Source organism: Cohnella rhizosphaerae, assembly GCF_029525575.1.
Classification (GTDB): domain Bacteria; phylum Bacillota; class Bacilli; order Paenibacillales; family Paenibacillaceae; genus Cohnella; species Cohnella rhizosphaerae.
In genome coordinates this window covers 1,091,441-1,103,641 of record NZ_JAPDIA010000007.1, presented here as the reverse complement: position 1 = coordinate 1,103,641, position 12,201 = coordinate 1,091,441, and the positions used below count along the sequence as shown (strand labels likewise).

At 57.0% G+C, this 12,201-nt stretch carries 10 protein-coding genes and 2 pseudogenes; all 12 read right to left on the bottom strand.

Annotation, left to right across the window (positions count from 1 at the left end; genetic code table 11):
- Positions 1-10 precede the first annotated feature (10 nt).
- Positions 11-1,237, bottom strand: coding sequence for a bifunctional glutamate N-acetyltransferase/amino-acid acetyltransferase ArgJ (argJ, locus tag OMP40_RS22915; RefSeq protein WP_277534806.1), 1,227 nt, complete (start codon positions 1,235-1,237; stop codon positions 11-13).
- Positions 1,238-1,260: 23 nt separating this feature from the next.
- Positions 1,261-2,337, bottom strand: a complete 1,077-nt coding sequence (gene argC, locus OMP40_RS22910) for an N-acetyl-gamma-glutamyl-phosphate reductase (protein WP_277534805.1) — start codon at positions 2,335-2,337, stop codon at positions 1,261-1,263.
- A 638-nt stretch (positions 2,338-2,975) separates the two neighbouring features.
- On the bottom strand, positions 2,976-3,224 hold the full coding sequence (locus OMP40_RS22905; RefSeq protein ID WP_277534803.1) for a hypothetical protein: 249 nt from the start codon (positions 3,222-3,224) through the stop codon (positions 2,976-2,978).
- A complete protein-coding gene (locus OMP40_RS22900; RefSeq protein ID WP_277534801.1) occupies positions 3,221-4,135 on the bottom strand; it encodes a YitT family protein in 915 nt (304 codons plus the stop codon). Before OMP40_RS22900 ends, OMP40_RS22905 begins: the two co-directional genes overlap by 4 nt.
- A gap of 223 nt (positions 4,136-4,358) precedes the next feature.
- Positions 4,359-5,491, bottom strand: a pseudogene (gene prfB / locus OMP40_RS22895) (peptide chain release factor 2).
- Between the two features lie 147 nt (positions 5,492-5,638).
- Positions 5,639-8,155, bottom strand: a complete 2,517-nt coding sequence (secA, locus tag OMP40_RS22890; protein WP_277534800.1) for a preprotein translocase subunit SecA — start codon at positions 8,153-8,155, stop codon at positions 5,639-5,641.
- 86 nt (positions 8,156-8,241) lie between these two features.
- On the bottom strand, positions 8,242-8,976 hold the full coding sequence (locus OMP40_RS22885; protein ID WP_277534798.1) for a hypothetical protein: 735 nt from the start codon (positions 8,974-8,976) through the stop codon (positions 8,242-8,244).
- A complete protein-coding gene (locus OMP40_RS22880; protein ID WP_277534797.1) occupies positions 8,939-9,607 on the bottom strand; it encodes an MBL fold metallo-hydrolase in 669 nt (222 codons plus the stop codon). The genes OMP40_RS22885 and OMP40_RS22880 overlap by 38 nt, the downstream gene beginning before the upstream one ends.
- A 112-nt stretch (positions 9,608-9,719) precedes the next feature.
- A complete protein-coding gene (hpf, locus tag OMP40_RS22875) occupies positions 9,720-10,286 on the bottom strand; it encodes a ribosome hibernation-promoting factor, HPF/YfiA family (protein WP_277534795.1) in 567 nt (188 codons plus the stop codon).
- A 217-nt stretch (positions 10,287-10,503) separates the two neighbouring features.
- Positions 10,504-10,701 (bottom strand): cold shock domain-containing protein, encoded by a 198-nt coding sequence (locus tag OMP40_RS22870; RefSeq protein WP_277534978.1) that lies wholly within the window; start codon positions 10,699-10,701, stop codon positions 10,504-10,506.
- Positions 10,702-11,078: 377 nt separating this feature from the next.
- A complete protein-coding gene (locus OMP40_RS22865) occupies positions 11,079-11,630 on the bottom strand; it encodes a phosphocholine cytidylyltransferase family protein (RefSeq protein ID WP_277534976.1) in 552 nt (183 codons plus the stop codon).
- A pseudogene (locus OMP40_RS42145) lies at positions 11,624-12,004 on the bottom strand (gamma-glutamyl-gamma-aminobutyrate hydrolase family protein); the annotation flags it as partial. The gene OMP40_RS22865 and the pseudogene OMP40_RS42145, both read right to left, overlap by 7 nt.
- Between the last annotated feature and the right edge of the window lie 197 nt (positions 12,005-12,201).

The window sequence follows — 12,201 nt, the reverse complement described above, 5'->3', positions numbered from 1 at the left end:
CCGCCTCCTCTTAAGTCCGGTAAGAGGCATTGATCCTCACATAACCGTAGGTCAAGTCGCAGCCCCAGGCGAGCGCCTGGCCGCTGCCCATGTGCAGGTCGACGCGGATCGCGACCGTATCGCCCTTCAGGTACGCGAGCGCGACCTCTTCGTCGAACGCGACCGGACGGGACTGCTCCAGCACGAGAATGTCGCCGAGCCGTACGTCGACCGTATTCACGTTAAGCGGAACGCCTGCGCGGCCCGCTGCCGCGATGATCCGGCCCCAGTTGGCGTCCGCGCCGAACGCCGCCGACTTCACCAGGCTCGAGCTGATGATCGTCTTGGCGATCGCCTGCGCGTCCGCGTCGCTGGCCGCGCCCGAGACGGTCGTCTCGATGAGCTTGGTCGCGCCTTCGCCGTCGCGCGCGATCGCCTTGGCGAGCTCCTCGCACACATAGCGCAGACCCTCGGCGAACGCCGCCCAATCCGGGTGCGCCGGCGTCAGCTCGGCGTTGCCCGCGAGGCCGTTGGCCATCGCGACGAGCATGTCGTTAGTGCTCGTATCGCCGTCGACGGTGATCATGTTAAACGTCAGATTCGTGATGTCGCGCAGCAGCGTCTGCAGCGCCGGGGCGCCGATGGCGGCGTCCGTCGTGACGAAGCCGAGCATCGTCGCCATGTTCGGGTGGATCATGCCGGAGCCCTTGGCCGCGCCGGCGATGGTGACTTCCTGGCCGTCCACGACGACGCGGACGCAGGCGGTCTTCTTGACCAGGTCGGTCGTCAGAATCGCCTGGCAAAAGTCGTCCGAGCCCGCCGCGCCGCCTTTCAAGCACTCGGGCAGCCGCTCGATGCCCGCGCTCACGCGGTCCATCTTGAGCGGCTCGCCGATGACGCCGGTCGAAGCGACGGCGACCTGATGCTTCGCTACGCCGAGCGCCTCGGCGATCTGCGCGCGCATCGCGTACGCGTCGGCTTCGCCCTGGGCGCCGGTGCAGGCGTTGGCGTTGCCGCTATTGACGAGCACCGCGGTCAGCAGGCCTTCCTCCGCCAGGCTCTCGCGCGTCACCTGCAGCGGTGCCGCCTGAAATAAATTGGTCGTATACACCGCCGCAGCCGATGCCGGCACCTCGCTGACGATCGCGCCGAGATCGTTGCGCTCCGTTTTTTTCAGACCGCAGTGCAGTCCGCCCGCCTTGAAGCCCTTGGGCGTCGTCACGCCGCCGTCCGGCACGATGAGATAGCTCTTCCCCATGTCGCTCCCGTTCCCCCCGTCCGTTATGGATAGACCGGCAGGAACGTCAGACCCGTCGTCTCGTCCCAGCCCATCATCAAGTTCAAGTTCTGAATCGCCTGGCCCGACGCGCCCTTGACGAGGTTGTCGATGACGGAGATCACCGTCAGGCGCTTCGTCCGCTCGTCGACGAGCACGCCGATGTCGCAATAGTTCGAGCCGTACACTTCCTTGGTCGACGGATACGTCCCCTCGGGACGCACACGCACGAAGGGCCGGCCTTCGTAAAACTGATTGTACAGCTCGCGGAAATCGGCCGTCGTGCGGCTCTTGTCCGTCAGGCTCGCGTACATCGTGCTCATGATCCCGCGCGTCATCGGCACGAGATGCGTCGTGAACGACACGGTCACCGGACCGCCCGCGGCGCGCGCCAGCGTCTGCTCGATCTCCGGCGTGTGCTGGTGCTGATGCACTTTGTACGCCTTGAAGTTCTCGTTGACCTCGGAAAAGTGGGCGGCCATGCTGAGGCCCCGGCCCGAGCCGGACACGCCGGTCTTGGCGTCGACGATGATGCTGTCCGGGTCGATCCAGCCGGCCTTGACCGCCGGATACAGGCCCAGCGTCGTCGCCGTCGGGAAACAGCCCGGATTGGTAACGAAGTCGGCTCCGCGCACTTCGTCGCCGAACAGCTCGCTCATGCCGAACACCGCGCGCTCGAGCTCATCCTGCTGCGGCGCTTCTTTTTTGTACCACTGGGCGTAGCTGTCCCGGTTCTTCAGCCGGAAGTCGCCGGACAGATCGATAACCTTGAGCCCCGCCGCGAGAAACTGGCTCGCCAGCTTCGTGCTGACGCCGTGCGGCGTCGCGAAAAAGACGACGTCGGCCTTGTCCGCGATCAGCTCGGGGTCGACGGCGTCCAGTATGTCCGTGCGAATCTCCGTCAGATGCGGGTAGCCGGCCGCGAACGGCTCGCCCGCATTCGAGGACGAGATCACGGACGCGACCGTCACGTAAGGATGGGCGGCCAGCAAGCGAATCAGCTCGACGCCGCCGTAGCCGGTAGATCCGACGATGGCCGCGCGTACTTGAGACGGTTGGGATGACGATGAGGATGATGGCATTTACATACACTCCTTGCTGTATAAGGAATGGGACGCGCTATCGCGATAGAGGCGCGCGCCCGCCGTTCATGGCAAACTATTCCCATTGTACCGGATCGCGGTGGGGATGTCTAAAACAATTCAAGCCCCGTCGCCGCGTCCCGGCTATGTAAGAGGCAGCAGCTTAATCGGCGCTGCGGGACGCGACGGACGGCGGCTTGGCGGCACGCAGGGTCCGGTTGTCGATGTGTATCATTATACATTCGAATGAGTATTTATTCAACGAAAGATTCGCGTTTGTGGTCAAGGCTTTTGAGCGACGGGAGGAGGGCTTCCTCCGGCACATGCTGTGCGCCAAAAGTCTCGGATAGGAATAATCGCGCTGTCACGTCGGCAGTGGCATTCCAGGATGTCTCTGTTGGAAACAAATACGGGGCCTCGCACTCATCGCCAGGGCTGGAGTTCCTGGATAGGAGTAAAATCATCGTCTCGCCCCTCGCGTCGTCTTCGACAGGTCTCGGATAGCATCAAATGCCCCGGCGCGAACGCCGAGTCCTGACAAGACGTCTCGAGCGGAAACAAACGCGCCGCCTCGCGCGCGCCGCCATGGCAGGAAATCCTGAATGGGAGCACGATCGTCCTTTACCCGTCGCGTCTTCTCAATAAGTCTTGAATAGGAACAATGGCGTTGGTGCGAGTGCCGAATCATGGCAGGTTGTCTCAAGTGGAAATAAAATCATCGTCTCGCCCACATCACCTTGATCGGAAGTCACCCGGCAGGCTCCGTGCAGCCGCTGACGATCGTGCTGTCCGACCACGGCATTGGTCATGCACGGATGCCGCCCCTCTCGGTTAGCGCTCACGCCATCGTCATTCTTTGGTTCGACCGCCCGGCGGATGCGGCTCATGAAACCCCTCCCCCCAGCACTTCCGCCGCGTTCGTAATGATAACGAAAGCGCCTGGGTCGGCGTCCTGCACGAGCAGTTTGAGGCGCGTCACTTCGTTCTGGCCGACGACGGTCATGAGCACGGGACGCTGCTGGCCGGTGTAGCCGCCCTCGCCCTGCAGCTTGGTGAGGCCGCGGTCCAGATCGACGAGCACGGCCTGCGACACCTTTTCCGGCTGCGTCGTCACGATGAATGCGGCCTTGGACGTCTGCAGTCCTGTCTGCACGACGTCGATCGTTTTGCTCGTGACGAACAGGCCGATGAGGGCGTAGAGCGCGTTTTCGGGCGCGATCAGGATGCCGGCCGAGAGGATGACGAGGCCGTCGAGCGTAGCGACCGCGAGGCCGAGGCGCAGGCCGGTGAAGCGGTTCAGGATCTGCGCGGCCGTATCGAGGCCGCCCGTGGACGCCTGGCCGCGGAACACGAGGCCGAGGCCGATCCCGACGCCGAGACCGCCGTAGACGGCGGCGAGCAGCGGGTTGTGCGTCGGCGGCGTCCAGTGCGCGGTGAGCAGCACGAACAGCGGCAGCACGACGGAGCCGACGGCGGTCTTGACGCCGAAGCGAGCGCCGAAGACGGCGAGGCCCGCGAGGAAAAGCGGGATGTTGAGCGTCCACTGCGTGTAGGCGGGCTTGATGTCGGTCAGGTAGTTGACGATGACCGAGATGCCGGACACGCCGCCGGAGGCGATGTTGTTCGGCAGGAAGAACAGGTTGAAGCTGACCGCGATGAGAAAGGAGCCCGCGAGCAGAAGCGCCATCGACACGGCATTTCGATAGAGCGGCGAGCGCGGCTTGCGGCGGCGCTTGTTGAGCCTTGGCTCCGAGTAAGGCGGAAACCCCGCGCGATTCGCTTCGTTTGCATGTTCCATCGTAGGAAGCCCACTTTCTTTTATGAATGAACAAGTAGTGACATACAAAAAAAAGCAAGTCCCTCCACCCCGGCGGCGCGATCGGTTCACTTCGAACGGAAGCCTGCATCGGTCTCCGCTGAGGGGAGCCGAGCCGGCGATCGGAAGAAACGTTGCCTCGCGTTGCCATTAGTGTCGGAACTTGCCGCATGCTTTATTCGAAAAGGGGGGGCGTGCCGATCGGTTATTCCGCCGCCGCCGCCGGATCCGTCTTGATCTGGCTGCGCAGGTAGCCGTCGATGAACGGATCGAGATCGCCGTCCATGACCGCCTGCACGTTGCCCGTCTCTACGCCGGTGCGATGATCCTTGACCATGCTGTACGGGTGAAACACGTACGAGCGGATCTGGCTGCCCCAAGCGATGTCAAGCTGCTCGCCGCGGATGGCGGCCAGCTCGGCCTGCTGCTCCTGAATCTTCTTTTCGTACAGCTTGGATTGGAGCATCTTCATCGCGCGGTCGCGGTTCGAGATCTGCGAGCGCTCGGTCTGGCAGGCCACGACGATGCCGGTCGGCAAGTGCGTGAGCCGGATCGCCGAGTCGGTCTTGTTGATGTGCTGGCCGCCGGCGCCGCTCGCCCGGTACGTGTCGACGCGCAGGTCCTCGGGACGAATCTCGATCGTGATGTCGTCCGGAATCTCAGGAACGACGTCGCAGGACACGAACGACGTATGGCGTCTGCCGGACGCGTCGAACGGCGAGATGCGCACGAGCCGGTGCACGCCCTTCTCGGCCTTCAAGTAGCCATAGGCATTGTAGCCGCGGACCATGATGGTAACGCTCTTGATCCCCGCTTCGTCGCCCGGCAGATAGTCGAGCAGTTCCACCTTGAAACCCCGCTTTTCCGCCCAGCGCGTGTACATCCGGTACAGCATCGAAGCCCAGTCCTGGGACTCCGTGCCGCCTGCGCCCGGATGCAGCTCCAAGATCGCATGAGACTTGTCGTATGGCTGGTTGAGCAGCAAGCTGCAGCTCGAAGTCGTCGACCTTTTTGGCGAGGGACTTGACGCTGCCGACCCATTCGGCTTCGAGATCCGCGTCCGACTCCTCCTCCAGCATCTCCTGCATCGCCTCGAGGTCCTCCTGCTCGGCCGCGAGCGCCGCATACTGCTCGACGACGCCCTTGATCGCATTCAGCTCGGAGATGACGCCCTGCGCCTTCTCGTTGTCGTCCCAGAAGTCCGGCGCGCTCATCTTCTCTTCGAAGTTGGCGATCATTTCCTGCTTGAGATCTAAGTCAAAGAGACCCCCTAAGATACGTGAGTCGCTTCGCGGATTCGCGAAGGTCTTGCTTGGCTGTGTAATCATTGACGGCCATGTAAAATCACCTCATCGTAGAATGCGGGCCGGCTTGCGGTCCGAAGTAAGTTCAACGATCGCAATCGCTCTCCCGACATGCAAGAGCGATGCTCCCCGGCGCGGTCCGGCTGGGCCGCTCGGCGGAGCACCGCTCCCATGCCTTCGATCAGTCTATGCGACCGTGGCACATTTTGTATTTCTTGCCGCTGCCGCATGGGCAAGGGTCATTGCGGCCGACGCGCTGCTCCGGCGAACGCGCCGGGCGCTTCGGTCCCGCTTCCGCCTTCGTATCGACGGCTTGGCCTTCGGCGACGGCTTCGCGCTTCACGTTGCTCTCGACCTGCGCCTTCATGATGTAGAGCGTCACTTCTTCTTCGATCCGCTCGATCATGGACAGGAACATGTTGTGGCCTTCGAACTGGTACTCGCGAAGCGGATCGTTGCCGCCGTAAGCGCGAAGATGGATGCCTTGACGCAGCTGGTCCATCGCGTCGATGTGGTCCATCCACTTGCTGTCGACCGCGCGAAGGACGACGACCTTCTCGAACTCGCGCATCGTCTCTTCGCCGATCATCTGCTCGCGCTCGTTGTACAGCTCCTCGATGCGCGCCATGAGCAGTTCGACGATCTCTTCCTTCTCCTTGCCCCACAGCTCGTCCTTGTTCACGCGGTCTTCCGGCAGGAAGTTCGCGTGCGCGTAGCTTGCGAGACCTTCGAGATCCCAATCCTCCGGCACGTCGTCGCCCGGGCAGTGCTTGTCTACCGCGCGATCGACGACCGACTTGATCATCGGCATGACGACGTCGCGGATCTTCTCCGCGCCGAGAATCTGGCGGCGGTCGCCATAGATCTTCTCCCGCTGCAGGTTGATGACGTCGTCGTACTGCAGGACGACGCGGCGGGCGTCGAAGTTGCTGCCTTCGACGCGCTTCTGCGCCGACTCGATCGCGCGGGTGATGAGGCGGCTCTCGATCGGCGATTCCTCGTCGAAGCCGAGACGCTCCATCATGCCCATGATGTTGTCCGCGCCGAAACGGCGCATGAGCTCGTCCTCCATCGACAGGTAGAACTGCGAGGAGCCCGGGTCGCCCTGACGGCCTGCGCGGCCGCGCAGTTGGTTGTCGATCCGGCGGCTCTCATGCCGCTCGGTACCGATAATGTGCAGACCGCCGAGATCCGGCACGCCTTCGCCCAGCAGAATATCCGTACCGCGTCCGGCCATGTTCGTCGCGATCGTGACCGTGCCGCGCTGGCCCGCGCTCGCGATAATCTCGGCTTCCTCGGCATGGTACTTGGCGTTCAGCACCTGATGCTTGATGCCTTTCTTTTTCAGCATTTCCGACACGCGCTCCGAGTTCTCGATCGATACCGTACCGACCAGCACCGGCTGCCCCGTCTGGTGACGCTTCACGATCTCCTCGACGACGGCTCGGAACTTGCTGTTCTCCGTCTTGTAGACGACGTCCGGGATGTCCTTGCGAATATTGGTACGGTTCGTCGGGATCTGCACGACCTCGAGGCCGTAGATCCGCTTGAACTCCTCTTCCTCCGTCTTCGCCGTACCGGTCATACCGGCCAGCTTGCGGTACATCCGGAAGTAGTTCTGGAACGTGATCGTCGCGAGCGTCATGCTCTCGTTCTGAACGTTCAGGCCTTCCTTCGCTTCGATCGCCTGGTGCAGACCGTCGCTGTAGCGGCGTCCGGCCATCAAGCGGCCCGTGAACTCGTCGACGATGACGACTTCTTCTTCCTGAACGACGTAGTCCACGTCGCGCTTCATAATGAAGCGCGCGCGCAGCGCCTGGTTCACGTGGTGATTGATCAGCACATGCTCGTGCGCGAACAGGTTCTCGATATCGAACGCCTGCTCCACCTTCGTCACGCCGGTCTCCGTCAGCGCGATGCTCCGCATTTTCACGTCGATCGTGAAGTCCTCGGTCTCGGTCAGCCGGCTCGCCACGCGGTCCGCCTGATAGTACATCTGCGTCGACTTCTGCGCCTGGCCGGAGATGATCAGCGGCGTACGCGCTTCGTCGATCAGGATGGAGTCGACTTCGTCGATGATGGCGTAATAGAGCGGACGCTGAACCATCTGCTCCTTGTACAGCACCATATTGTCGCGCAGATAGTCGAAGCCGAACTCGTTGTTCGTGCCGTACGTGATGTCGCACGCGTAAGCCGCCTGCTTTTCCTCATGAGATAGACCATGCAGGTTGCAGCCCACCGTCATGCCCAGGAAATTGTAAACTTGGCCCATCATTTGACTGTCCCGTTGCGCCAGATAATCGTTGACCGTGACGACGTGAACGCCCTTGCCGGCGAGCGCGTTCAAATAGACCGCGAGCGTGCCGACGAGCGTCTTGCCTTCGCCCGTCTTCATCTCCGCGATCTTGCCGCTGTGCAGCACCATGCCGCCCATCAACTGGACGTCGTAGTGGCGCTGCCCCAGCACCCGCATCGCAGCCTCGCGTACGACCGCGAACGCCTCCGGCAAAATATCGTCCAATTCAAAATTCTCATTATTCAGGCGATTGCGGAACTCGTCCGTCTTGGCACGAAGCTGTTCGTCGCTTAGCCCTTTAACCGAAGACTCCAGCTCGTTGATCTCGTCGACCGTCTTGGACAGCCGCTTCACTTCGCGCTCGTTGGCGTCTCCGAATATCTTCTTCACTATTCCGAGCATATGATACCCCTTCCCCTTATGCGGGATGACCGTATCTATTTATTTTAGCAGTTTGGCGAGAGGGGGGCAAGGAAAGCGGCGTTTGCTCAACCTTTAACGGATGACGGAAGATGAAGATAGCACAACGCGGTAAACAAAGGCCTGTCGAAAACGTCCGGCGCGCGATTAAAACGCAAGTGGGATCCGATTTCCGCATTGTTCCAATGCGCCTTGCGTTCAAGCATTCGCTTCAGCAGTCTTGCATCTAGCCGAACCGCCAAACACGGCTCCGCGATATCGTGAATAGGAATACGGGCAACCTCGCCCTCGGTTAGCGGCACGTGGAAAACCTCATCCTGGTCACCTACGTCCAAATACACGTTCCAATCATGCAGTCTGGGTCGTATTCCCCGCATCGCCATCTGACCGATCATATGACGTTGTGCCTCCCGAAGCTCCATTAGCAGCTCATCGCTCGGACATGGAGCATCCGACTCGTATACGTAACGTCTTCCACTTAGTTCTCTTTCAATATAAGCAAGCTTGTCCGCCATTGAGATAGGCCGGTAAGGAGAAGAAGCGGCGCCTTCCCTTAGATCGAACCACTCCCGGGAATTCAGCAGCACCATCTCGGATTCAATCCCGCGTGCGCTTCGCTCCGAAGCGAACAAAGGCTCCAAGTCTTCTAGCTCTGGCACGCCCCTATAACGATTTAAACGCCAAAGCTTGCCGCCCAGCGTATACTGACCCGCGAATGGCAGAAAATAAGTCGGGCGAAGCGCCTCCAGATAATCCGCGCATTGCCTAATGAATTGGCGTTTCTTTAGCTCCCCTTTTCGCAAAAGGGCTTCTTCGTCCTGATGTTCGAAGCACTGCGGATAAGGTCCTGCCCCTGCATAACCGACGAGCAAAAAAATCCACTTTTCCGTAATGATTCAAAATGTATTTGCAAGCCGATGCCGTTAATCCGAACGGACAATCATTCGTATTGACGACGACTTTTCCGCCCCCACTGAAAATAGCGAGCGTATCCAAAGCATACGTGACCCGATCCGGTTCAGGCTGACAGGCGAAGGCATGTCCGCATAGCGCCGGATCGCAGAAGTCCGCGCCCAGCACTTCAATATAAAAATCGTCGGCTAAACGATAGGGGTGATGCCCCTGCAGCTCGATAATTTGCTCGAAGCCGCACTGTTTTAGAATTCGATGCACAAAACGGTCTTTGTAGTTGGCGATCAGCACAGGAATATGGTCCGGCAATCGGCGAAGCGTCTCCGGATCCAAATGATCGGGATGCACGTGGGAGATATAAATATAATCTACGTCCGAAAAATCTTCGGGCGTTATCTCTAGCGGGGGGTAGTGATACCAGCTGCCATAATAAATGCCATCCGTCAGCCACGGATCGCATAATACGCGAACGCCTTCATGCTCCACGAGCACCGAAGCGCTTTTTAGATATTGTACTTTCAAAATAATGCCGCCCCGCCTTCTCCTGCTGTAGGGCTGCCTATCTAAAAGCCCTCTTTCCTTTTTATCGGAAAAGAGGGCTAGGTTTGTGATTTGAAATTATCGTTTAAGAGAGTCAGACAGCCGACTCAATCAACCCGTAAGTACCGTCGTCCCGGCGATACACGACGTTCGTCTCCTTGGTCTCCGCATTGGCGAAAACGAAGAAATCATGGCCGATCAAGTTCATCTCCAGGATTGCATCTTCGACGGCCATGGGTGGAGATAAGAAGCGCTTCGTACGGACTACTTCGAACTTCTCGTCCTCATCATCGCGTACGAGCGTCGCCGTCGCGTTGGAGCTTGCGTTCTCTTCCTTGAATACGCCCTTCGCCCCAGCAGTCTGACGAATCTTGCGGTTCACTTTCGTTTTATGCTTGCGGATTTGGCGCTCAAGCTTGTCGACGACCAAGTCGATCGACGCATACATATCGTTGCTTTTTTCTTCTGCCCGGAGCAGCAACCCCTGGAGCGGAAGGGTGACCTCGACGGCATTGCTGCCCTTCGTCACGCTTAGCGTCACGTTGCCGTCGGTTTGGGGAGGCGCTTCAAAATACCGTTCCAGCCTGGCAAGCTTCTTCTCGACGTAATCCCGAAGAGCCGGTGTGACTTCCATACGCTGACCACGAATATTATATTTCATATGCTGCATCCTCCTTTGCTGACTTCATTTTAACATACCCGCGGTGTCAAATCCAAAGCAATCCACGGATTCTTTCGAATATTCTGTTAACTTTGAAAACAATCGTGAAAACGCTATAAAACAGAGAAAAACCTCGGAGAGATCCGAGGCGGGGTGGCCTTAAATCGTAACAGGACCATTGCTTTTTCTATAGGCAGGAGCTCGAAAGCACCTTGAATTAGATTTTGATAACGTTTGCCGCTTGCGGGCCTCTAGCGCCTTGGACGATGTCAAATTCGACCGGCTGGCCTTCTTCGAGCGCCTTGTAGCCGTCCATTTGGATTGCGGAGAAGTGAACGAATACGTCGCCGCCTTCCTCAGCTTCGATGAAGCCGTAACCTTTCTCTGCGTTGAACCATTTCACTTTACCTTGCATGTACATAACATTCCCTTCATCATCAATTCGATTGACATAGGCGATTCGGCCTGGCCCTCTCCCCCGAATATACCATCATGGAAAGTTTTGTGTCAATGGGTTTCGTGAAAGCGGTAACACCGCCTTGGTTATGCCGAGCGTAGGTTGTAATGCAACTGATTATCTCCTTAATTATTTATCACTCTAACAAACTTTCTTAGCTATATTTCTGAACAGCTAATTGATAGTCATTCAGATTGTCGATTTCGTGCCATCCTCCATTAATGGGGAGCGCGCAAACCGTTTTCCCGTTATTGATGACTTCTTGTAAAAAATCTGTCATATATGCCTGGTGCAAAGGCCTATCCCATCCAATACGTTGGTCGCGACTCGTTTGATTAAATATCGACAAAAAAGGTTCTGGCTCCAGCCTTTGATAGTTTAATTAATCCAATATATTGAGCCATAACTTCTTTTGGAAGCGGATTACTCTTTCCTATGTCGGTTATTTTAAGATTGTTATCGTAAATTAAAGATTCCGCATCATCATAAGGATTTTGAAATCTTTGAGAATAGTATTTTTCCCAGTCGAGGTCGACCGTTACAGATATATCTTGTTCAGATTTCGATAACTTGTCTAATACCTGATCTTCGTATAGTATGTCTCCATACGAAATAATCACATCATCTTCAAGGAATTCTTTTGCGCAGAATAAAGAATATGCCATATTTGTTGAATTATAATCTTTATTTTCAAACGCTTTAAAGACGAATTGGCTACTCACCGCATCAGAACAATAACCCGTTACAACAGCAACATCCTTAATTCCAAAACGATGGAACCGTTCCAATTGTCTATCCAATAGAGTCTGATTATTTAATTTTATCATTGTTTTTGGTCGATCATCTGTTAGTGGCCGAAGGCGAGTCCCTTTTCCTGCAGCTAGTATAATCGCTCTGATATTAATCCCCCCCTCTTGTTACTGTTCAACAGTTCCCTTAGCCACATCTGATCCATTTCAGATGCAGGGTTGTTTCTTTCAGGGTGCCACATAACGCCCATTATTGGTAAGTTTCGATGTATAAAAGCTTCAATCGAGTTATCTGATATACATTTTGCGATAGGCACAAACGATTCAAACAATGGTTCACTTATGCAGTAATTGTGATAGGAATTAACCTTAGTGTTTGTCCACACCATGTTGTCACTAAATGGATTTCGACATAATATTTCATGCAAAGTTCCTACGTGTCCAATTCTAGTATTAAGTTCTCCTCCAAAATAAGCGTGAATAAATTGCATCCCTCTACAGACACCAATAACGGGGACTTCACTTTTTTAAGGCATATTCTAAAACTGCGCATTCAGTTTCGTCTCTACAAACATTAAGCGGATCGGTTTTTTTGTATAGATTGTGCGATTGTAATGTCGTTTCCACCTGTTAACACAATTAATTGAGGCTTTAAATGTTTCAAATGACTTTCTATATCCTTACCGATGTTGGGTAGGGGAAGAGCTAA